Origin of the sequence: Aquirufa ecclesiirivi, from assembly GCF_011250515.1 — a bacterium.
Lineage (GTDB): Bacteria > Bacteroidota > Bacteroidia > Cytophagales > Spirosomataceae > Aquirufa > Aquirufa ecclesiirivi.
This window is the reverse complement of the sequence record NZ_JAANOP010000008.1, coordinates 23606-44689: the sequence shown is the minus strand read 5'-3', so window position 1 is coordinate 44689 and position 21084 is coordinate 23606. Positions and strand designations below refer to the sequence as shown.

22 protein-coding genes are annotated in these 21084 nt (G+C 37.9%); 12 read left to right on the top strand and 10 right to left on the bottom strand.

Annotated features, from left to right (window positions below; genetic code table 11):
* Positions 1–30: 30 nt before the first annotated feature.
* Positions 31–1506: a Do family serine endopeptidase gene (locus G9H65_RS10820; protein ID WP_205753298.1), complete on the bottom strand. Its 1476-nt coding sequence runs from the start codon at positions 1504–1506 to the stop codon at positions 31–33.
* A gap of 333 nt (positions 1507–1839) precedes the next feature.
* Here G9H65_RS10820 and lysS point away from each other — a divergent pair, with 333 nt between their 5' ends.
* Positions 1840–3555 (top strand): lysine--tRNA ligase, encoded by a 1716-nt coding sequence (gene lysS / locus G9H65_RS10815; protein WP_166375449.1) that lies wholly within the window; start codon positions 1840–1842, stop codon positions 3553–3555.
* A gap of 146 nt (positions 3556–3701) precedes the next feature.
* Here the strand turns inward: lysS and G9H65_RS10810 are convergent, their stop codons facing one another.
* Positions 3702–3896 carry a cold-shock protein gene (locus tag G9H65_RS10810; RefSeq protein ID WP_109322468.1) on the bottom strand — a complete coding sequence of 65 codons (195 nt, stop codon included), beginning with the start codon at positions 3894–3896 and terminating at the stop codon, positions 3702–3704.
* Positions 3897–4219: 323 nt separating this feature from the next.
* Between G9H65_RS10810 and G9H65_RS10805 the strand changes: the two genes are divergently transcribed.
* Positions 4220–4441 carry a PspC domain-containing protein gene (locus G9H65_RS10805; RefSeq protein ID WP_166375358.1) on the top strand — a complete coding sequence of 74 codons (222 nt, stop codon included), beginning with the start codon at positions 4220–4222 and terminating at the stop codon, positions 4439–4441.
* Here G9H65_RS10805 and G9H65_RS10800 read toward each other — a convergent pair.
* The gene (locus G9H65_RS10800; RefSeq protein WP_166375357.1) at positions 4438–5445 is read right to left on the bottom strand and encodes a glycosyltransferase family 2 protein; all 1008 of its coding nucleotides are present in this window, start codon (positions 5443–5445) and stop codon (positions 4438–4440) included. The genes G9H65_RS10805 and G9H65_RS10800 overlap by 4 nt on opposite strands.
* A gap of 103 nt (positions 5446–5548) precedes the next feature.
* Between G9H65_RS10800 and G9H65_RS10795 the strand changes: the two genes are divergently transcribed.
* Positions 5549–7261: an amino acid permease gene (locus G9H65_RS10795; RefSeq protein WP_166375356.1), complete on the top strand. Its 1713-nt coding sequence runs from the start codon at positions 5549–5551 to the stop codon at positions 7259–7261.
* A gap of 118 nt (positions 7262–7379) precedes the next feature.
* On the opposite strand, the gene G9H65_RS10790 is transcribed toward G9H65_RS10795, so the two are convergent.
* From G9H65_RS10790 to G9H65_RS10780, 3 genes are read right to left on the bottom strand one after another with little or no spacing between them, the layout of a single operon-like run.
* A complete protein-coding gene (locus G9H65_RS10790; protein WP_166375355.1) occupies positions 7380–8072 on the bottom strand; it encodes a zinc metallopeptidase in 693 nt (230 codons plus the stop codon).
* A 4-nt stretch (positions 8073–8076) separates the two neighbouring features.
* Positions 8077–8559: a D-glycero-beta-D-manno-heptose 1-phosphate adenylyltransferase gene (gene rfaE2 / locus G9H65_RS10785; RefSeq protein ID WP_166375354.1), complete on the bottom strand. Its 483-nt coding sequence runs from the start codon at positions 8557–8559 to the stop codon at positions 8077–8079.
* Complete coding sequence (locus G9H65_RS10780) at positions 8543–9538, bottom strand: lysylphosphatidylglycerol synthase transmembrane domain-containing protein (protein ID WP_166375353.1); 996 nt, start codon at positions 9536–9538, stop codon at positions 8543–8545. Before G9H65_RS10780 ends, rfaE2 begins: the two co-directional genes overlap by 17 nt.
* A gap of 133 nt (positions 9539–9671) precedes the next feature.
* On the opposite strand from G9H65_RS10780, the gene G9H65_RS10775 reads away from it, so the two are divergent.
* The 3 genes from G9H65_RS10775 to G9H65_RS10765 are packed head-to-tail and all read left to right on the top strand — an operon-like array spanning position 9672 to position 12599.
* Entirely contained in the window at positions 9672–10481 is an 810-nt protein-coding gene (locus G9H65_RS10775) for a glycogen/starch synthase (protein WP_166375352.1), read from the top strand.
* Positions 10432–11802, top strand: a complete 1371-nt coding sequence (locus G9H65_RS10770; protein ID WP_235927503.1) for a DUF4270 family protein — start codon at positions 10432–10434, stop codon at positions 11800–11802. Before G9H65_RS10775 ends, G9H65_RS10770 begins: the two co-directional genes overlap by 50 nt.
* Before the next feature lie 11 nt (positions 11803–11813).
* Positions 11814–12599 (top strand): amidohydrolase, encoded by a 786-nt coding sequence (locus G9H65_RS10765; RefSeq protein WP_166375350.1) that lies wholly within the window; start codon positions 11814–11816, stop codon positions 12597–12599.
* Here the strand turns inward: G9H65_RS10765 and G9H65_RS10760 are convergent.
* Positions 12596–13303, bottom strand: a complete 708-nt coding sequence (locus tag G9H65_RS10760) for an ABC transporter ATP-binding protein (protein WP_166375349.1) — start codon at positions 13301–13303, stop codon at positions 12596–12598. The two genes, G9H65_RS10765 and G9H65_RS10760, sit on opposite strands and share 4 nt — an antisense overlap.
* 90 nt (positions 13304–13393) lie before the next feature.
* Between G9H65_RS10760 and G9H65_RS10755 the strand changes: the two genes are divergently transcribed.
* From G9H65_RS10755 to G9H65_RS10745, 3 genes are all read left to right on the top strand, one after another.
* A complete protein-coding gene (locus G9H65_RS10755; RefSeq protein WP_166375348.1) occupies positions 13394–14614 on the top strand; it encodes a bifunctional 3,4-dihydroxy-2-butanone-4-phosphate synthase/GTP cyclohydrolase II in 1221 nt (406 codons plus the stop codon).
* A gap of 170 nt (positions 14615–14784) precedes the next feature.
* Positions 14785–14979: a type II toxin-antitoxin system HicA family toxin gene (locus tag G9H65_RS10750; protein WP_166375347.1), complete on the top strand. Its 195-nt coding sequence runs from the start codon at positions 14785–14787 to the stop codon at positions 14977–14979.
* A gap of 51 nt (positions 14980–15030) precedes the next feature.
* Positions 15031–15432 carry a type II toxin-antitoxin system HicB family antitoxin gene (locus G9H65_RS10745; protein ID WP_166375346.1) on the top strand — a complete coding sequence of 134 codons (402 nt, stop codon included), beginning with the start codon at positions 15031–15033 and terminating at the stop codon, positions 15430–15432.
* Positions 15433–15440: 8 nt separating this feature from the next.
* Here G9H65_RS10745 and G9H65_RS10740 read toward each other — a convergent pair whose 3' ends face one another.
* Entirely contained in the window at positions 15441–16346 is a 906-nt protein-coding gene (locus G9H65_RS10740) for a prohibitin family protein (RefSeq protein WP_166375345.1), read from the bottom strand.
* 187 nt (positions 16347–16533) lie between these two features.
* Here G9H65_RS10740 and G9H65_RS10735 point away from each other — a divergent pair, with 187 nt between their 5' ends.
* The 3 genes from G9H65_RS10735 to kdsA are packed head-to-tail and all read left to right on the top strand — an operon-like array spanning position 16534 to position 19115.
* Positions 16534–17262, top strand: a complete 729-nt coding sequence (locus tag G9H65_RS10735; RefSeq protein WP_166375344.1) for an ABC transporter ATP-binding protein — start codon at positions 16534–16536, stop codon at positions 17260–17262.
* Position 17263: 1 nt separating this feature from the next.
* On the top strand, positions 17264–18304 hold the full coding sequence (gene murB, locus G9H65_RS10730) for a UDP-N-acetylmuramate dehydrogenase (RefSeq protein ID WP_166375343.1): 1041 nt from the start codon (positions 17264–17266) through the stop codon (positions 18302–18304).
* Between the two features lies 1 nt (position 18305).
* A complete protein-coding gene (gene kdsA / locus G9H65_RS10725) occupies positions 18306–19115 on the top strand; it encodes a 3-deoxy-8-phosphooctulonate synthase (RefSeq protein WP_166375342.1) in 810 nt (269 codons plus the stop codon).
* Here kdsA and G9H65_RS10720 read toward each other — a convergent pair.
* Positions 19110–19247: a hypothetical protein gene (locus tag G9H65_RS10720; protein WP_166375341.1), complete on the bottom strand. Its 138-nt coding sequence runs from the start codon at positions 19245–19247 to the stop codon at positions 19110–19112. The genes kdsA and G9H65_RS10720 overlap by 6 nt on opposite strands.
* Positions 19248–19433: 186 nt before the next feature.
* A complete protein-coding gene (locus G9H65_RS10715; protein ID WP_166375340.1) occupies positions 19434–21068 on the bottom strand; it encodes a helix-hairpin-helix domain-containing protein in 1635 nt (544 codons plus the stop codon).
* Positions 21069–21084 lie beyond the last annotated feature (16 nt).

Sequence of the window (21084 nt, the reverse complement as noted above, 5' to 3'; positions counted from 1 at the left end):
ATATGTCAAAACCTCAAAATATCAATCTATTTATAATACATAGATGAAACGAGAACCGTCCACATCCACTCCTTCAAGTTTAATCCGTCCTTTACGTGCTTCCAATAACTGAACAGCTTCTTTAGGATCACTAACGGCTTTATCGTTGATCTTAGTAATAATCGATCCTTTCGATAAACCATACATCTCTAGTCGGCCATCAGCTGATACCTCTATAACCTTTACACCATTACTTACTTTGAATTTTTCTTTATCAGCGCTGCTTAGGCTACCAAATTTAGCGCCTAAAAATTCAGATTTAGTCGATTCGCCTGCATCACCCTTCACAATGGAGGTATTACCATCTTTATTTTTTAATGTCACTTTAAACTCTTTGGTTTGACCATCACGGTTCACTGTGACCAAAATACTTTCACCTGGACGCTTTCTACCGACAATCTCCATTAATTTAGAAGATGATTTGGTATCAGTTCCATCGATTTTAGTGATGACGTCATTTATTTTAATACCTGCATCTTTGGCTGCCGAATTTTCAGAGAAGCCACCCACATAAACCCCATCTTTGGATTTTAGGTCTTTTTCTTCTGCCAATTTGGCATTTACCTCCGTGATACTTACCCCCAAGAAACCGCGTTGCACATTTCCGTATTTGATTAAATCAGATGATACTTTCTTCACAATACTAACCGGAACGGCAAAAGAATAACCAGCGAATTGACCTGTTCTAGAATAGATAGCCGTATTGATACCAATTAACTCTCCTTTAAGATTAACCAAGGCCCCACCTGAATTACCTGGATTGACAGCGGCATCGGTTTGAATGAAGGATTCCAAAGGGTTAGTATCTCCATCACGATCAATGATGTTTTGACGGCCCTTAGCTGAAACTATTCCCGCAGTAACCGTTGATTCTAAATTAAATGGATTTCCAACTGCCAACACCCATTCTCCCACCCGAAGTGCGTCTGAATCACCGAAACTCAAGAATGGTAAATTTTCAGCTTTGATTTGAATTACAGCTAAGTCAGATGATGGATCCGTTGATATTACTTTAGCTTTAAATTCTCGCTTATCATTTAAGATAACGCTCACTTCTTCGGCTTCTTGAACCACGTGATTGTTTGTGACAATATATCCGTCCGAGCTAATAATTACCCCTGATCCCGAGGCTTCTTGTGTTTGTGGAGCTTGTTGACGTCGGCCGCCAAAAGGGTCTCCAAAACCAAAAAAATCATCAAATGGACTGGATGACTGACGACTCTGTCTAGCTGTCATTTTAGTTTTAATGTGTACCACAGCTGGTGTAGTTTTTTCAGCTGCAAAGGTGAATTCTCCAGGATTTCCGGGGACATTTTGTTGGTTGGAAACAGAACTTGTAAATGCAGAAGGTGCATCACCTAGGGTGTGCGAGGAACCTAAATTTAATAAGGAATAGGCGCCAAGGGTGATTCCGCTAGAAAGTAAGGCGATAATCACATACGTTTTAAGGTGGTTTTTGATTTCCATAATATTAAAAATGCGTTAGATTTTAGTTTTGCTAAATTAACGCAAAATGTGTGCCAATGTTCTGAACTCGTTATTTTATTAACAAGATTTAAGAATTGGCAGATTATCAAATTTGAAGCATGTGCCAAAAACTGACAAATCAACCATTGTTAAAGCTAGATTTGATGCGATTTTATGTAAAATGTCCAAGTAAAATCGATAGAATTGAACCTATTTGTCTGATTTAATTTATTAATATTCTGCAGTAAATTTTACATGAAATAGATGTCCATTTTTTAATCGGCCTATAATTGGTTAATTTTGCAATTCATTTTAGAAATTAGCAAATACCCCATGGTTTTAAGTGAGCAAGAACAACTAAGAAGACAAAAAAGATTGGATTTAATGGCTTTAGGCATTGATCCCTATCCCGCAGAAGCCTATCCCGTTTCTGTATATGCCAAGGATATTTTGTCTACTTATTCCGCTGAGGAAGCCAATTTTCAGGATGTAACCTTGGCTGGTCGTTTGATGGGTTTTCGCATCATGGGAAATGCCTCATTCGCAGAATTGCAAGACGCCAGTGGTCGAATCCAATTGTATTTCAGAAGGGATGATTTATGTCCAGGAGAAAACAAAACACTATATAATATTGTATTCAAAAAGCTTTTAGACATTGGTGATATCATTGGGGTAAAAGGATATGTTTTTACGACTCAAATGGGAGAAATTTCCGTCCATGTGCGTGAATTCACCCTTTTGTCCAAAGCATTAAAACCACTGCCTGTCGTGAAGGAAGCTGAAGGGCAGACTTACGATGCATTCTCTGATCCAGAGATGCGTTATCGCCAGCGATATGTCGATTTAATCGTAAACCCTTCTGTTAAAGATATTTTCATCAAGCGTGCTAAAATCATCTCTACCATGAGATCCATGTTTGATGAGCGTGGTTGGTTGGAAGTGGAAACCCCTGTATTACAAGCTATTCATGGTGGTGCCTCGGCTAGACCCTTTAAAACGCATCATAATACCTTGGACATGCCACTTTATTTGCGAATTGCGAATGAGTTGTATTTGAAACGATTAATTGTAGGTGGATTTGATGGCGTTTATGAATTTGGTAAAATGTTTAGAAATGAAGGAATGGATCGAACCCATAATCCTGAATTTACCTCATTAGAGTTTTATGTAGCATATAAAGATTATCACTGGATGATGGACTTGACAGAGAAAATCTTTGAAAAGGTAGCTCAAACTTTACATCATCAAACCCTTGTGATGATAGGAGAAAATGCCATTGAATTTGCTGGACCATATCCTAAATTATCCATTTCAGAAGCCATACTTAAATATTCAGGTGTTGATGTGGATGCTTTATCTGAGGATGCTTTACGGGCTAAATGTCTAGAATTTGGTATGGAAGTGGATGAGCAGATGGGCAAAGGCAAATTGATCGACGAGCTTTTTGGTGAGAAAGTGGAAGCAAATTTAATCCAACCAACTTTTATTATCGATTATCCTGTTGAGATGTCACCGCTGACTAAAAAGCATAGATCAAAAGAAGGTTTGGTAGAGCGATTTGAGCTATTTGTGAATGGTAAGGAGATTGCCAATGCCTATTCGGAATTAAATGATCCGATTGATCAAAAAGAAAGATTTGAAGATCAGTTGCGTTTGGCCGAAAAAGGGGATGATGAGGCCATGGTTATGGATCACGATTTCATTCGTTCATTGGAATATGCCATGCCGCCAACTTCTGGTATCGGAATTGGTATTGACCGTTTAACGATGTTGATGACAAACCAAGCCTCCATTCAAGAAGTATTATTCTTTCCACAAATGAGACCAGAAGTATTGAAGGAAGTATCTTCTGACGCTGATTTTGTTCAGGCAGGTGTAGCCGAACATTGGATTCCTGCTTTACAAAAAATGGGAATCTTAACACTCGAGGCTTTGAAAGCCGCTAATCCCAATAAAGTATTTAATGATTTAGGAGGGATGCGTAAAAAATTAAAGATAGAAGCTGCCATGCCGAGCAAAGATGAAGTTATTGCATGGATAGAATCTTAATCGATAATATGATTGAAATCAAAAAAGCCATCCCGAGGGATGGCTTTTTCTTTTCTCTTTATTAGAGATCAATGTTGCAATTTTAATAGGATAACCTAATATATTGGAAAATACTGATTTGCTCTAATCAAGGACATGTAAGAAAATTAGATTTTCTTTACATTGATCGCGTTAGCTCCACGCTTTCCGTCAGTTACTTCGTAGGAAACGCTGTCATTTTCGCGAATCGTAACACCAGCTAAGCCAGTTACGTGTACAAAAATGTCTTCACCTGTTTGATCGTCAACGATGAATCCGAAACCTTTCGTCTCGTTGAAAAATTTTACTTTACCAGTTTGCATAAAAAATTAATGTTAAAAAATTAAATCTTAAAGAATTTTAGACGCAAGAATTTTGACTGGGACAAACTTGTAGAATCAATTGGAGTGTAAACCGGGGAGATACTAGGAGGGATGAAGTCGATAATTTTGCTGAATTAAAACTTTTAAGTGTCCAAATGTATATAAAATTCAATTGCATGCAAGCAAATTCAAATTAAATATTACAAAATATCAAATATTTTATTTTATTATTGTAATATTTGTATAATAATTTGAATTATTCGCATTTTGTATCTTGAATCGGGTAATTAATTAATATTTTTGTAGGCAATAATTTTAGCTACATGGAAAAAGTAAAGTATTTCGTTGAAAATCAAGCTTTTGGAGTTTGTACTAGATTAGGAGAGAAGTTTAAAATTTCTACCTCCAGCATACGATTGTATTTTATTTATACCACTTTCATCACGATGGGATCTCCCATCATCATTTATTTGATTTTAGCATTTTGGATGAATATCCGTCGGTATTTACGCCAAAGAAATAATCCAACTGTTTGGGAATTCTAAAATTGTAAGTCGCTAAATTTTTTCTTTTTTTGTACGAAATATGCCCATACGATGGATTTGGAATACCTCATCGTGTTGGTATTTTTAACTAAAGAATGCGCTAAGTTTTGCTTGGGGTGATGGCCTAATACATAGCTGTAAAATGAAAAGTGGGCTTTTAGGATAGCCCATAGTAATGAAAATTCTCCAGTTAACAAAAATCGAATGCCCGCTAATCCATCAGCTTCCATTCGTAATAATAGGGTAAACCATTTTTTTCTACCCGACAGGTTTTTGTATAATAGAATTAAATTGTTTCTGAAATTCAAATAGGTCTTAAATGGATTTCCTTTATCTAAAGTACCTCCTCCAACATGCTTGACCGTGCTTTCTGCCACAGCAGCTACTTGATATCCAGCTCGCTGGAATCTCCAACAAAGGTCAATTTCTTCCATGTGAGCAAAAAAATACTCATCTAATCCTCCCACAAGCCAGTATATATCAGATCTTACCAATAAGCATGCTCCTGTTGCCCATTGTACGATGCTCGTACCATATTGTCCTTCATTTTTTTCAATTGAATCAAAGATCCTACCTCGACAAAATGGAAAGCCTAAATTATCCCAATAGCCTCCAGCAGCACCTGCATATTCAAATTGGTCTGGGTTTTGATAATCCAGTATGAAGGGTTGGACTGCTGCTACTTGTGGATTTCTATCCATGTATTCCACTAGTGGATTCAACCAATTTTCACTGGGTTCAATGTCCGAATTCATTAATACATAGTAATCTGCTTTGATGGATCGTAATGCCCAATTATATCCTCCGGCATAACCCAAATTGCCTTCGCCAATCAAAAGATGTACTTCTGGAAAATGTTTTTTAATGTATTCATTGGAGTCATCAGAGGATCCATTATCCGCGATATACACAGAATCCTTCGGAGAGCTTGTTACAACTGAAGGTAAAAATTTCTCTAAAAAATGTTTTCCATTAAAATTTAAAATGACTACCGCTACCGACATATTGTTCCTTTGTTACAAAGGTAAGTAAATCGTTCAAATTAGAATTTATTCGGGAAAGATGTATTTTTGTTAATCTTACCATCACATCAACTAATCCAATTGCATGAATTCATCCTTTTTTCGCAAAAAGTCCATTGATAAAATAGTTTCTGATCAAATCGAAATGGAAAAGCTGGAAGGTGGATTCATGGTTCGGAATTTAGGAGTTCGAGACCTTACCTTTTTAGGCGTAGCTGCTATCATTGGGGCTAGTATCTTTTCTGCCATAGGTCAAGCCTCTGCCAATGGTGGCCCTGCGGTATCCCTATTATTTGTATTTACTGCTGTAGCTTGTATGTTTACGGCCTTCTGTTATGCTCGTTTTGCCGCTACGGTTCCGATTAGCGGAAGTGCTTATACCTATGCCTATACCAGCCTTGGTGAAATTGTTGCTTGGATTTTAGGTTGGAACCTCTTGTTGGAATATGCCATTTCCAATGTAGCTGTGGCTATTTCCTGGTCAAAATATTTTGTTGATTTAGTCGAAGGTCTTGGTTTTCATATTCCTGATTACCTCACTATGGATTTTTTATCAGCTAAAAGAGCTTATGCTGAAGCACAAGTAGCGATGTCACAAGGACAATTATTGGAATCATTATCTGTCAATGTCCGAGAAGGATATGCAGCTTATTCAACTGCTCCATTGCTATTTGGATGGCATTTTGTAGCCAATATTCCTGCTTTATTAATTACTGCAGCGATTACCTATTTAGTCTATATCGGCATCAGAGAAACCAAGAATATGAATAATATTTTGGTGATTCTTAAACTTTTGGTGATTGTCATTGTGGTAGGTGTGGGTGCTTTTTATGTGCAAGTAGACAACTGGTCTCCATTCGCCCCCAATGGCATCAGCGGTGTGTTAAAAAGTGTGGCAGCCGTTTGTTTTGCCTACATTGGTTTTGATTCCATTTCCACTACCGCGGAAGAATGTACCAATCCGCAGCGCGATATCCCGAAAGCCATGATGTGGGCTTTACTTATTTGTACCGTATTATACGTCTTAGTAACGCTAGTATTAACGGGTATTGTACCATCTGAATCATTAGCTGGTATTGAAGATCCATTGGCATATATGTTCACACAAGTGGGTTTACACGGTGTAGCTGGTGTCGTAGCAGCCAGTGCCGTTATCGCCTTAACCAGTGCCTTATTGGTGTATCAGTTGGGACAGCCTCGTATTTGGATGACAATGTCACGCGATGGACTTTTACCGAAGGCTTTCTCTAATATACATCCCAAATACAGAACGCCTTCATTTTCTACTATTATGACGGGTGTTTTAGTGGGTATTCCTGCTTTATTTGCCAATTTGGAAGAGGTGATCAATTTGAGCAGTATAGGTACCTTGTTTGCCTTTGTATTGGTTTGTGGCGGTGTATTAATTTTGGATTTAGATCCTGAAAATCAAAAGAAATCCAAGTTTAAGATTCCTTATATCAATGCCAAATATTGGGTAGGTTTGTGTTTTGTGATTGGCGTCTATTTCTATTTACCTGATGCCGCTTCTTGGTCGAATTATTGGAACGCGCATTGGATTGGCGATGCTCGTGTTGATCATTTTTTGCTATCGGGATTCTTTATTATTTGGTTAGTATTAGCCTATTTTAGCTTTACCATCAATCTATCATTGATTCCTGTGTTAGGTTTATTGGTGAATTTATATTTGATGACTCAAATGGGAGCCACCAATTGGGAGCGATTCTTATATTGGTGTATTGCTGGATTCTTAATTTATTTCAGTTACAGTTATCGAAAGAGTAAATTGCATGTATAAAAAAAGAGGCTGTTTTTGAAACAGCCTCTTTTCATTTATTCAAATCGCTGATGTAAACCAAAGATCAAAAAAGCGATTCTTGATGCTATCCCATGAATTTGAGATAGCCTCTTTTTTGTTAGTCGTTACTTCTTCGCCCACCTAATAAATTCAAATAGTATAGTAATTGTGCCAACATGGCTAGTGCAGCTACTACGTAGGTCATTGCTGCCCACCAAAGAGCATCTTTTGACATTTCATATTCACTCGAATTAACGATTTGGTTGTTCTTTATCCAAGCCAAAGCACGGTTTGAAGCATCAAATTCAACGGGTAAAGTTACAAAACTAAATATGGTAGCGAGGGCAAATAAAGCCACTCCAATACTCAATAAAGTAGCACTTCCTGTTGAATATAAAATCATCATTCCGATCATTAATAAGATGGGCATGAAACCATTGGCGATATTCAACAAGGGAACCATGGCACTTCTAAATTGTAAAAAGGAATAGGCTTGAGCATGTTGTACCGCATGTCCACATTCATGTGCTGCCACAGCTGCCGAGGCCGCATTTCGACCATGATACACATCCGCACTTAAATTCACGGTTTTGTTGCTAGGATTATAATGATCTGTTAATTGTCCATCGACAGAAATAACACGAACATCGTAGATACCATGGTCAGCAAGCATCTTTTCAGCGATTTGTTGGCCAGATAAATTACTTTGCAATGGTACTTCTGCATACTGTTTGAATTTGGATTTTAATCTCCAAGAAATCAACATTCCGATAACTCCAAATAGGATGGTTAAAACATAGATTCCGGTCATTTTTTTATTTTTTAAGTTTGTTAATAATTCCTGTTGTTGAATAATTGGGTACTAAATCAATGGTACTTACTTCTCCTCCTGCTTCTAAAACTTCTTTTGACCCCACGATGGTATCAATGGTATAATCATTTCCTTTGATAAGAACATCGGGCAAAAGAGCTTTAATTAGTTCTAACGGTGTTTCTTCATCAAATATTATGACCATGGAAACGAATCCTAAGGCAGCAATTAATCGGGCTCGTGCATATTCCGTATTCACGGGTCTTTCGGGGCCTTTTAATTCACGAACGGATCGGTCAGAATTAACAGCTACAATCATTTTGTCTCCTGCTTGACTCGACTTTTCTAAGTAATCGACGTGGCCGAGATGTAAAATGTCAAAGCAACCATTGGTGAAAACCACTTTTTGAAGGTCTTTTTTCCAGGTTTTACGAAGTTCAATTGCTTCACTAAGTGTATGAATCTTTTGTTCACTGAGAGTTGACACTGCTTGTTTTTTTAGGTAAGAAAAGAGTTAAAATAAAACTGATACCCCCAAACAACAAGATTGTGGCCATTTGAGTTCCGTGGAAAAAAGTAGCTAAGGCGGTAGCCTCTTTCATGGGAATTTGGTAGAAAAATAAAGTAGATGCTACTAAACTGTGATAAGCTCCAATTCCACCTTGAGTAGGGGTAGCCATACCAAATGTACCCATCACTAATATGCTTAATGCAGCTGAAAAACCTAGGTTTTCACTGCTTGGAAATGCTAATAGCAAGATATAAACATTCATAAAGTAAGCCACCCAAATGGCTAGGGTATACATCAAAAACAAACCCGGTCTTTTTACGTCTTTGATACTAATAATGCCATCTATCCAACCCGAAAGGATTTGCCCTACTTTGGAACTTTTTGAAAGGACTTCCCATTTAGCTAGGATAAAATCTTTGGTGAACCATAAGGTAATAAGTCCTATGAGGCCGAGGATAATCAAACCCATGATTAAGGTCAAGGGGGGGCTGTCTGTTTGAGGAAACAAGAAAGACTGAATGGGTTTCCATTCAACTAAAAATGTAATTCCAACCAAGACGACTAGGCCTAGTAAATCGACAATTCTTTCGGTAATGACGGTACCAAATGACTTTTCAAAGGGGATGTCGGCTGTTTTTTGAAGGGAACCACATCGGGAAACTTCGCCCATTCTAGGAACAATGAAATTAGCAAAATAGCCGATGAGTACCGCTGAAAAGGTTCTGACTTGACCAGGTTGATACTGTAGGCTATCGAGTAATTGCTCCCAACGTAATGCTCTTAACCAATGTGAAATCAAAGAAATCACGATGGCTAGGGTTACCCACTGGTAATTCGCTTGTAAAAGCGTTTGGTAAATGTCATCCCATTCTAGCTGACTTTTGGAAAAAGCCCAATACAAGAGCGAGGCAGCCAATAAAGTCGAGAATAAGTACTTAAGAATGGATTTTATCATAGGGTAGTGATGGATTTCGAGAATCACAAGGCAAAATAAAGACCTTTGCTTAATTTATATAGCTGGAATCCGATAATTTTTTTATATTTTTGCAAAGTTTTTTTGGGATAATTTTCCCCTAAATCAATTTAGAATGTCCAAATTACGTATTCTTTACGTTTCGAGTGAGGTTGACCCTTTCCTTAACACCTCTAGAATTGCAGACTTCGTTCGTAACCTTCCAACTGCTATGCAGGAGAGGGGAATGGAGATCCGAATCTTGGTTCCAAGATTTGGTTCTATTAACGAGCGCAAAAACCGTTTGCATGAAGTAGTTCGGCTTTCCGGAATCACTATCCCAATGGGTGAGGAAGAAAAACCGTTAACGATTAAGGTCGCCAGTATTCCAGCAGCTAAATTGCAGGTGTATTTTATTGATAATGAAGATTATTTCCAACGTAAATTTGTTTTAAACGACAAAGATGGAGCATTCTATGAGGACAATCATGAGCGTGCCGCATTCTTCTGTAAAGGAGCATTGGAGACAGTGGTTAAGTTAGGCTGGTCGCCAGATGTCGTGCATTGCAATGATTGGATGTCGAGCTTAGTACCCTTGTACATTTCTACTCATTACAAAAACCATCCAATCTTTAAAGATTCAAAAACTATTTTCTCTCCTCACAATTCTGAATTTGATTTTACGTTCTCTAACGACGATTTGTTAGAAAAAGTGAAATTAGGCGAAATTGAAGACGAAAATTTAACTAGTTTAGCAAATTCAGATTATTCTGCCTTCATTAAAATTGGTGCAGAATATGCCGATAAAGTAGTATCATTAGAAAATGCGGAAAATAGCCGTATCCAATCCATCATTGATGAATTCAAATCAAAAACCTATCAAAATATTGCCGAAAATGATCTCGATTTCTTCGAAAAATTGTATTTGGAATTGGCCGGCAATTAAATGGGTAGGGATTCTTTCCCTTTTCCTTACTTCTTGTGATTTACCCAAAGAAATTGGGTCCGATTTGTTTAGTGTAGAAGTTGGTTTGAACTATACAGATTCATTGAGCATTCAGTCGTCAACTGTCTTGATTGATTCGATATACACGAATCAAACGGGTACTTTTTTAGTAGGATCACATCAAGATCCCATTTTGGGGACTATTGCTGCTTCAGCATTTACTCAGATTGCGAATGTAGATACCTTGAAAAGTAAAGAGACTTCTATTTTGGATTCATTAAAAATGAATTTGATTTATCAATCTTTTGTAGGTGATACCACTCAAAAACAAACTATTTCGATTTATCGACTAAAAGATAGTGTGAGCCGTGCGGTAGATTATTTTAATACCTCCACTTTGCCCTATGATCCTACACCCATTGGATCTCATTCTTTTTATCCTCGTCCAATCAAAGCCAAAACGGCTAATGGTGATTCCTTGAAATACGACACCTTGAGCTTTAAAATGAATGCTTCATTTGGAAGAGAACTAATCGGTAAATACACAGACAAGTCCATTGCAGCAGGTGGTGCAGCCTTTAGAGATTATTTTAAAGGGATGTACATCAAAGCCAGTTCAGCCGGCAAAGCAGCAATTATGGGTTTTACGCCTACTTACTCAGTCATGACTTTGCATTATCATAATCCGAATGATACGGTTAAATATGCGGTGAATTATTACTTTAGCTTATCTACGGCTTTAGTAGCTGAAATTCACGGTCGATTTAATCAATTGAACATTTCTCGTTCGGGTGCCTTAGGTAATTTACAAAAACCGGGAGATCGGATTCCTGCATCACAGACCAACATGGTGACTTATGTTCAATCAGGAACAGGATTAGCGACTAAATTAGAAATCCCTTATTTATTGAATTTGAAAGGGAATAAAAATGTCGCAATCAATAAAGCGGAGTTAGTAATTCCAGCTGCTGATAGTTACGAATTAGCTAAAACCTTAGGTTCTTTATCTTTGGTTGAAACGGACGCTAGCAATAGAACTCTTAAGAATTCTTATGGTTTACGGTATTTGTTGACTGAAGGTGGAACCGGTATTCAAACGGCTAATTTTGATTCAGGCTCAAAGACTTATAGCTTTAATATTACGACAGCCATTCAAAACATCATTGCAAATAACCGTAAGGATTTTGCCATTTTGGTGACTAGTCCTTTGACGAGCAACTCGTCAGGTTTTAGTCGTATTATTGGAGACAATATTCGGTATGTACCTTTGAATGCAAGTAAAATTAAATTGAAGGTGTATTATACCTATATTGCGAAGTAATTCACACAGACATGGTTTCCCCGAATAATCAGTTACGGGTAAGTATGGTGCAGACATCTCTTGTATGGGAGAATCCTGCAGCCAATTGTGCTATTTTAGAGGAGAAATTACAAACTCTACAGGGTAAAACGGATGTCGTCGTTTTACCAGAAATGTTTCTAACTGGTTTCAGCATGAGTTCAGAGGGAGCAGAGTTTCCCAAAGGAGCTCAAGTACAATGGATGCAAATGATGGCCAATCGGCTCGATGTATTATTGGTAGGAAGCCTTAAAATCAAAGAAAACAATCAGTTTTATAATCGCTTGTTGGCCGTTTTTCCAGACGGGAAAATTGTTGCTTATAATAAGCGTCATTTATTTCGCATGGGCAACGAGCATCAGTTTTATAGTCCGGGTGAAAAACAAGGAATTTTAACTTATAAATCGTGGAACATAGCATTATTTGTGTGTTATGATTTACGTTTTCCTGTTTGGTCAAGAAATGTGCAGAAGGCTTATGATCTAGCTATTTATGTCGCAAATTGGCCAGCTGCACGTGCCCATGCTTGGTCTACGCTTTTGAAAGCCCGAGCTATTGAAAATTTAGCTTATGTGGTCGGGGTTAATCGAGTAGGTAAAGACGCGAATGACTTAGTTTATCAAGGGGATTCAGTTGTTGTATCCTTTAAAGGAGAAGAAATAATCCATCTATTGGATGAAGAGGCAATACAAACCACGAGCATCTCCAAGGAATCCTTGCGGGAGTTTAGGGATAAATTCCCGGCACATCTTGATGCCGATGCATTTGAATTGAATTAAGCTGTTTTATCCTTAAAGAAAGCAGCCAAGCCCCCAGAATAATTTTGAGCTTCTTGTAGCGAACAATCAGCTACTAAGTTTCCATGACTAATTAGTAAAATTCGATCGCAAATGGATTCCACCTCGGTTAATAGGTGGCTTGAAAACAAAATAGTTTTACCCTTACTTAATGATTGTATCAATGACCTGATTTCAGCCATTTGATTGGGGTCTAAACCACTGGTAGGTTCATCTAAAATCAATACAGATGGATCATGAAAGATTGCTTGAGCAAGGCCTACTCGTTGTTGATAACCCTTAGACAATTCCGATATTTTCTTTTTTTTCTCTTTATCTAATCCCACTAGTTGAATAACCTCTTCGATTCTCTGCTTTCTTTGGATAGCCGAAATTCCATGAATTTTACCAATAAAATCCAGAAATTCCTGTACGTACATGTCTGGGTAAAGTGGGTTGTTTTCTGCTAGATAGCCTATTTTTCTTTTCAGTGCTAAGCTATGGTTCGCTACATTCAGTCCGAGTACTTTGGCTTCACCTTGACTTGGTGGAATTAATCCAACCAGCATTTTGATCGTACTTGACTTCCCTGCACCATTGGGCCCTAGAAAGCCGATGATTTGACCTTCAGAGGCATGAAATGAAATCGAATTAACGGCGATTTGTGAACCGTATATTTTAGAAAGATTGGCAACTTCAATCGACATACCTGATAAGGGATAGATTATCTGACAAAGGTAGTAAAATGGGAACTAAATCTGCTTACCTTTGTGTTTTGGTTCATAAAGCTTAAAAACATGCAGGAAGATTCCATTCGTTTGGATCGTATAGAAGATGCGATAGAAGATATTCGACAAGGTAAAATCATTATCGTAGCCGATGATGAGGACCGTGAGAATGAGGGTGATATGATTTGCGCATCAGAAGCAATAAGTCCTGAATTAGTCAATTTTATGATTCGTGAAGCACGTGGCTTAATGTGTGTTTCTCTGACGGAAGACCGCTGTGGTGCTTTAGGGCTTGAAATGATGGTCGATAACAATACGACCTCACATGAAACTCCATTCACGGTATCGGTAGATTTATTGGGAAATGGATGCACCACGGGTATTTCAGCTTCCGATCGTGCTAAAACGATTCAAGCTTTGGTAGATCCTTTGACTAAGCCCAATGATTTAGGTAGACCAGGTCATATATTCCCCTTAAAGAGTAAATCAGAAGGGGTATTACGTCGGACTGGACATACCGAAGCATCGATGGATTTCGCTCGTCTGGCGGGTTTTCAACCTTCTGGCGTGTTGATTGAGGTATTAAATGAAGATGGAAGTATGGCTCGTTTGGCGGATCTTCGTCGGATTGCTGATAAATTTGATTTAAAACTGGTTACCATTAAGGATTTGATTGAATATCGTTTGGATAAGGAATCCTTAATTCAGCGAGAAATTGGAGTCGATATGCCTACGCAATGGGGAAATTTTGACCTGATTGCATTTAAGCAAAAAAATACGGGTGATACTCATTTGGCTTTGGTGAAAGGAACGTGGGAGAAAGATGAAGCAATTATGGTGCGTGTACACAGTTCATGTGTTACTGGAGATATATTTGGCTCTTGTCGGTGCGACTGTGGCCCTCAGTTGCACAAAGCCATGGAAATGGTGGAAAAGGAAGGCAAAGGAGTGGTTTTGTATATGTTTCAAGAAGGTAGAGGAATCGGTTTATTGAACAAACTTAAAGCCTATAAACTTCAAGAGATGGGGAGAGATACGGTGGAAGCTAATTTGGAATTAGGTTTTGCGATGGATGAACGGGATTATGGGGTAGGGGCTCAAATTTTGAGAAATTTAGGTGTCAAAAAATTGAGGTTAATTTCCAATAACCCTAAAAAGCGTGCAGGCTTATTAGGTTATGGATTGGAAATTGTGGAATCTATACCTATTGAAATTAATCCCAATCCACACAACCAGCACTATTTACAAACGAAACGAGATAAAATGGGACATTCCATTTTGAGGAAATAATCAACATATTGATATAGAAAGCGCTCCCGTTGGGGAGCGCTTTTTTTTTATCTATTTATCTAATTTATTTGGCTCAATTTTAATCTATCGTTCTATTTATTATAACATATTTGTTATATATTTGAAAGGTTTAGTTAAAAGATAATCTTGTTTTGATTTTTAATTGAACCATGGCATCCGTTAATGAATTGTTGAAAATATTGAAAAATGATGGTTGGTATTTATATAGAAATGGAGCTAATCATGATTTATACAGGCATCCCATTAAATTGGGTCAATTGGTGATTCCACGACATACTAGTAAAGAAATGGCCAATGGAACATGGGCAAGTATTTTAAAAGCAGCAGGTTTGAATAGGAGGTGATTTATATTGATTAAAGAAGCTAAGACTCTCTTAAATTTAAGAATGATGAATATGCAAATAAAGTTGACGGTCATTGTAGAAAAAACAGGAACGGGTTTTTCTGCCTATGCGAAAGAAATAGATGGAATGGCTACTGTAGGAGATAGCATTAAAGAGTTAAAAGCTAATTTTTTAGAAGTGTTACAATACCATGTTGATCATGCATATGAAATGGGTAATTCCATACGAATTCAAGATTATTCGTTGAATTATGTATTGGATTTAGAACAGTTTTTCGACTATTTCCATGTAATCAATAAATCTGCATTTGCTGAACACTATGTAGGTGTTAATCCAAGCTTATTCAGGCAATATACCAGAAAATTGGCCCCATTGTCGGATAAGAAAATAATTCAAATTTCTCAGGGATTACATAAGCTGGCAGACGAATTGAGCAATATTAGTTTGTCTTAAGTTAAAATTTAATTCCCACCCAAAATTATTGGACTACTTTTTCCATTACCCATGATGATGATTTTGCTATTGGGTGATTTGGCTAATTCTTTTTGAGCCAAAATGGATTCATATTGTAATTGACGATCGCTTAATCCCGTGGATAAGATACGTTGATAATCAGCAATTCCTTGGGCTTCTACTCGTTTACGTTCTGCTTCTTGCTTTTCTTTTTGTAAGACAAACTGCATTTTCTGAGCATCCTGTTCGGCATTGATTTTTGATTCTATACTTTGTTTGACAGAATTGGGCAACGTGATATTTCGAATTAATAATTGTTCTAAAATGAGTCCGCGGTTTTTAAAATTCGCGTCAATGTCTTTGAAGATACGGTTTTGGAATTCATTCCTTTTTTTCGAAAACAAACCAACGGCATCATAATAAACAGCATTATCTCTAATTTTGGTACGAGTAATCGGGCGAACGACTTTATCCTTGTAATCTAATCCAATTTGTTTAAATATATTGGGGGCTTCTTGAGAAGATATTTTATACAATACGGTTAAATCAACAATTACTTCCAATCCATCAGCTGTTAGAACTCTGATGGCGTCATCTCCTTCTTTGTCGCCCTCATCATGTACACCTGACATGGTGTAGTTTTGTGTTTTGGCATCGAAAATAAAAATGTTTGATAATGGATTGACAAAGTTTAAACCACTGTTTAATACTTGCGGTTTGACACTACCAAATAAACTTTGCACCCCAACTTCCCCTGCTTCAATCTGTTTGACTGTTGAGCTGAACAAGCCTAAAGTTGCCATGGCTATTCCTCCAATTTTGAAGGCTTTGCTGTATTTTGAAAATACTAAATTGGGATTCGCAATGATATTGCCAATAACCAGTAATACAATTCCAACGACGATGAAAAACATAGAAGTATTTTTAGTGTTTAGGTTTGAAATATTCAATGGCTCAAAGTACAAAGAATAGTATCATCAAGCAATCAAATTATGTTAATAGAATTTTTTCAGGATTTAGAGGCAAATATTGGCTTTGAAAATAATTCGGCTAAAAAATTAGACATTCTTCATTTTTGGCAAAATATAGCTAATTTTGAGTATGATTGAAATCAAAAACATACACAAAGAGTTTGATGGAAAAGTTGTTTTGGATGGAGTTGATGGCTGCTTCCAAAAGGGCAAAATCAATATGGTGATTGGAGGAAGTGGAACGGGGAAAAGTGTATTGTTGAAGTGTATGATTGGTATTTTGAAACCTGAGCAAGGTAAAGTTTTATACGATGGTCGGGATTTTGTTACAGCATCCAATGATACTATCAAATCCATTCGTAGAGAAATGGGAGTTCTTTTTCAAGGAGGAGCATTATTTGATTCCAAAACGGTCTTAGAAAATGTACGCTTTCCCTTGGATATTTTGACCCAGCAAAGTTTAGAAGAGAAGAATGAGCGGGCATTAATTTGTTTGCAACGAGTGGGTTTGGAGGCGGCAGCTAGTCAAATGCCCTCTGATATTTCAGGTGGAATGAAGAAAAGGGTAGGTATAGCCAGGGCCATTGTGATGAATCCCAAATATTTATTTTGTGATGAGCCTAATTCAGGACTGGATCCCTTGACAGCCGTTAAAATTGATTTACTGATTCAAGAGATCACTAAAGAGTTTAATATCACGACAGTCGTTATTTCTCACGACATGAATTCTGTTCTTCGAATGGGAGAATATGTGATCTTTTTGAAAGAAGGCAAAAAGCTTTGGGAGGGTAGTAATAAGACTTTGATGAGTACTGATGTACCAGCTTTACAAGAATTTTTATCTACTAAATTGCATTAATATGCCTTCTTCCATTGCCATACCAAGAGTATTGGAAAACTATTCCCTCCAATCACTCAATACCTTCGGAATTGAGGTCAAGGCAAAGTATTTTGTAGAAATTCGTTCCATAGAGCAATACCACGCATTATTGAATTCTGGTCAGTATACCCATGTACCTCATATTTTCTGGGGTGGAGGAAGCAATGTGTTATTAACTCAAGATTTAAATGCCTTGGTGGTGAAAGTGGCTATCGAGGGTATTGAAGTCATCAAAGAAAACGATCAGCATGTATGGGTACGAGCTGGTGCTGGAGTAGTTTGGCATGATTTTGTACAATATACTGTTAGCCATCATTGGGCAGGTATTGAAAATTTATCCCTCATTCCTGGTACGGTGGGTGCTGCTCCCATGCAAAATATTGGGGCATATGGCGTCGAAATCAAAGATACATTTGATCATTTGCAAGCTTTCCATTTGGCAACGCAAACTTTAGAGACATTTGATGCTGCAGCATGCCAATTTGGTTATCGGGAGAGTTATTTTAAACATGCAGGGAAAGGTAAATATGTGATCGCTTATGTTTGTTTTAAATTGAACAAAGTGGCTAGACCTCAGACTTCTTATGGAGCTATCCAAGAGGTGTTACTGGCTAAATCCATCACTCAACCCAGCATTCAAGATGTTTCTAATGCTGTTATTGAAATTCGACAAAGCAAATTGCCCGATCCTAAAGACATAGGAAATTCAGGTAGTTTTTTTAAAAATCCAACTTTAGATAAGCAGAATGCCACCGAATTGATCGAGAAATATCCTCAGATACCGCATTACCCAGTAGCAGGTAGTTCGGATATCAAATTTCCTGCGGGCTGGCTGATTGAACAAGCTGGTTGGAAGGGTTTCCGTGAGGGAGACGCTGGTGTACATGCCAAACAAGCTTTGGTTCTAGTCAATTATGGTCAAGCTACAGGTCAGCAAATATTGACTTTGTCAGAAAAAATTAAACAATCTATTCTCCTTAAATTCGGTGTAGTTCTAGAAACCGAAGTAAACATTTTGTAATATGTTATTACCCTATACAACAAGTCAAGATAAAGCACCCTTTTTCTTGATGGCCGGCAGTTGCGCTATTGAAAGCAAAGATTTGGCTTATGAAATTGCTGAAAGAATCAAGCATATCACCGATTCCATGGGTATCCCTTTTATTTTTAAAGGCTCGTATCGTAAGGCAAATCGTACTAAAATAGATTCCTTTACTGGTATTGGTGATATCCTGGCCTTGGAGATACTAAAAGAAGTAGGAGCACATTATCAAGTTCCCACAGTAACCGATATACACGAAAGCGCAGAGGCCGCTATGGCCGCTCCCTATGTGGATATATTGCAGATTCCAGCTTTTCTTTGTCGCCAAACGGATTTATTAGCCGCCGCCGCACAAACTGGGAAAGCCGTTAATATTAAGAAAGGGCAGTTTATGTCGGGCGCCTCCATGAAATTTGCAGTCGAAAAAGTGAAGTATGAAAATCCTGAGGCTTTGGTTTATTTAACAGATCGAGGGAACTCATTTGGATATGGCGACTTGGTTGTTGATTTTAGGAATTTACCCGAAATGGCTGCTTTTCAGGTTCCCGTAATCATGGATTGTACACATTCGCTACAAAGACCTAATCAGGGATCTGGAATTACTGGTGGGCAGCCAGCACTCATTGAGACAATTGCTAAAGCAGCGATTGCGGTAGGAGCTGATGGTTTATTCATAGAAACCCATCCTAATCCATCCATAGCTAAATCTGATGGGGCAAATATGTTGCCTCTGGATCAATTGGAAGGTCTTTTAGAAAAATTAGTGAAAATCAGAGAAGCCATTTTATAAGTTGTTCCAAACTATTTGTAGACTAACATCCGTTTTGTGTGAACCTGTAATTAAGTCTAAACCAGATCCAATTTCATTTCGATCAAAATAATCCATTCTCCCCATTTTGGCGGAAATGTTCATATGGGACATGCATTTATATTGAATCACCAAGCAAGTTCTTATTCCTTTACCCGAATAAGCAGGTAATGAAAAGGAATATGGGAGACTGGGCTCATAAGCATACAGTCGACTGTCGTAATCGCTACTTTGTACAAGTGCTAGTCGGGTCTTTATTTGCCATTTCTGCCACGATATATGGATATCATTAAGCCATAGTCATCCCCAGTCTTTTTGAGCAGGAGAGTAGATGTAGGTGGCCATCAATCTACTATGCCAATCCCATGACTTTCGGATCGTTTTTTTATAATCGCCGCTCCATTGCCATTGATGTTTTCTGATCAGATCAAAAAATGGCTTAGGAGCATCTTCTTGTTTGGAAGTCCACTTGATTTGGATGAAGTAATTGTATTGATTTCTTCGATCAAATTGAAATCGACTTAAGGCTTCCCATCCCCAGGTATGGGTTTGACTGACCAAATATTTAGGAGATGGGAATAAAAAGAAATCCACATAGGAAGATATTCGACTTCTTTTAGACCAGCGGTATTGGTTGCCTAGAAATATGCCGAGTTCATTACGGACCTCTGAGTTTTCGCCAAAAGCTTGTCCTTGAGGACTAAAATAGCTGGAAGACAAATATCTGAATACATAGGAGAAATCGCTAGCCTTAGATTGTGTCCAAGCTGCACCATGCAGTAAAGCCCAAGATTTTGGACTAGCTATGGCCATTTCTACCATCCATTGCGCTTTTTTCCATGGGAAATTCGCGGATATGGAGCTGTTAAGGAGTGTTTGACCTTGCCATTCGGCTGTTTGATACGATTTTGCCGAATTTCTTTTTGGAATGGACCATCGACTCCATACGGTATTAGCCTGAATTGTAAGGGGATTGGTTTTTGCATGCCAACTGATGGAATTTCCCCAACTCCATTCTTGTACTCGGTTTAATTTGTCTACTTCTGTAGGCGTACGGTGTAATCCACTAGTTATGAGGCTTGTATAGTATTCTGTTCCTACGGAATCGGTTTGAACACTAGCATCCCAATTTCTTTTGGAAGCAAAGCTTTCCATGCTCCATTGTTTCTTTTGAAATCCTAAAAGTATTCCACGATAAAAACCTGATTCCATGCTGGAGCTGTAAGGCAGCCCACCTTGGTGAAATTTTTGAGTGGAAATGATGCTTTCATAGCTTTTTCCTAGGCTGAATCCCCCTGCTTGAACAAGGCCTTGACCCCATTGGTTATTAAAATCTCCGATGATGATTTTATGAAATGTGCTTTTGGGTTTATTCCAATGCACATAAAAACTACTAAAATCAGTCATGGAGTTCTCTCCAGCATCTTTTTGGAGTAAGAAACCTATACCTAATGGCTTACTTATTTGGCCTTTATATCGGTGAAGTTCAGAATAGGGGCTATCAAAATAGCGAACTTTGCTTCGGCTATCTGGAGGGCTAAATCCTTTTTTTTCTTCTACCGTAAATTCCAATCGATGAATCCACAAGTGTTTACTTGAAGCTATGTTCCAACGCTCAATTGGGTTTCGGCAAATGATGAAATCTTGAATGCGTTTTAGCGTGGGGATGTCCCAATTAGGGATAGCTTGTAATTCCCAAATACTGAGAAATTGGCCGGTTTTATTTCTGAATTCTAGGAAAGATTCAATTTGTGTAGCATTGAGTAAGCCTAATAAATACCAATCCGAAGCTTGAGCTTGATTAATCTCTATGGGGTTTTGTAAATAATGCTGAAACGTATTTTGTCTAATTTCAGATTCATCCCAAGTTTGGGTATCATCGACTTGAGCTTGGAGAGAGCAGGCGCTGAGTAGGATAATGGCTAAGTATTTCAATTTTTTAAGTGAAAAT

Bases quoted from the DNA above. Each gene is read 5' to 3' on its own strand.
- G9H65_RS10820 (WP_205753298.1), bottom strand. From the start codon at position 1,506: ATGGAAATCAAAAACCACCTTAAAACGTATGTGATTATCGCCTTACTT.
- lysS (WP_166375449.1), top strand. From the start codon at position 1,840: ATGGTTTTAAGTGAGCAAGAACAACTAAGAAGACAAAAAAGATTGGAT.
- G9H65_RS10810 (WP_109322468.1), bottom strand. From the start codon at position 3,896: ATGCAAACTGGTAAAGTAAAATTTTTCAACGAGACGAAAGGTTTCGGA.
- G9H65_RS10805 (WP_166375358.1), top strand. From the start codon at position 4,220: ATGGAAAAAGTAAAGTATTTCGTTGAAAATCAAGCTTTTGGAGTTTGT.
- G9H65_RS10800 (WP_166375357.1), bottom strand. From the start codon at position 5,445: ATGTCGGTAGCGGTAGTCATTTTAAATTTTAATGGAAAACATTTTTTA.
- G9H65_RS10795 (WP_166375356.1), top strand. From the start codon at position 5,549: ATGAATTCATCCTTTTTTCGCAAAAAGTCCATTGATAAAATAGTTTCT.
- G9H65_RS10790 (WP_166375355.1), bottom strand. From the start codon at position 8,072: ATGACCGGAATCTATGTTTTAACCATCCTATTTGGAGTTATCGGAATG.
- G9H65_RS10780 (WP_166375353.1), bottom strand. From the start codon at position 9,538: ATGATAAAATCCATTCTTAAGTACTTATTCTCGACTTTATTGGCTGCC.
- G9H65_RS10775 (WP_166375352.1), top strand. From the start codon at position 9,672: ATGTCCAAATTACGTATTCTTTACGTTTCGAGTGAGGTTGACCCTTTC.
- G9H65_RS10770 (WP_235927503.1), top strand. From the start codon at position 10,432: ATGATCTCGATTTCTTCGAAAAATTGTATTTGGAATTGGCCGGCAATT.
- G9H65_RS10765 (WP_166375350.1), top strand. From the start codon at position 11,814: ATGGTTTCCCCGAATAATCAGTTACGGGTAAGTATGGTGCAGACATCT.
- G9H65_RS10760 (WP_166375349.1), bottom strand. From the start codon at position 13,303: ATGTCGATTGAAGTTGCCAATCTTTCTAAAATATACGGTTCACAAATC.
- G9H65_RS10755 (WP_166375348.1), top strand. From the start codon at position 13,394: ATGCAGGAAGATTCCATTCGTTTGGATCGTATAGAAGATGCGATAGAA.
- G9H65_RS10750 (WP_166375347.1), top strand. From the start codon at position 14,785: ATGGCATCCGTTAATGAATTGTTGAAAATATTGAAAAATGATGGTTGG.
- G9H65_RS10745 (WP_166375346.1), top strand. From the start codon at position 15,031: ATGCAAATAAAGTTGACGGTCATTGTAGAAAAAACAGGAACGGGTTTT.
- G9H65_RS10740 (WP_166375345.1), bottom strand. From the start codon at position 16,346: ATGTTTTTCATCGTCGTTGGAATTGTATTACTGGTTATTGGCAATATC.
- G9H65_RS10735 (WP_166375344.1), top strand. From the start codon at position 16,534: ATGATTGAAATCAAAAACATACACAAAGAGTTTGATGGAAAAGTTGTT.
- murB (WP_166375343.1), top strand. From the start codon at position 17,264: ATGCCTTCTTCCATTGCCATACCAAGAGTATTGGAAAACTATTCCCTC.
- kdsA (WP_166375342.1), top strand. From the start codon at position 18,306: ATGTTATTACCCTATACAACAAGTCAAGATAAAGCACCCTTTTTCTTG.
- G9H65_RS10720 (WP_166375341.1), bottom strand. From the start codon at position 19,247: ATGTCCCATATGAACATTTCCGCCAAAATGGGGAGAATGGATTATTTT.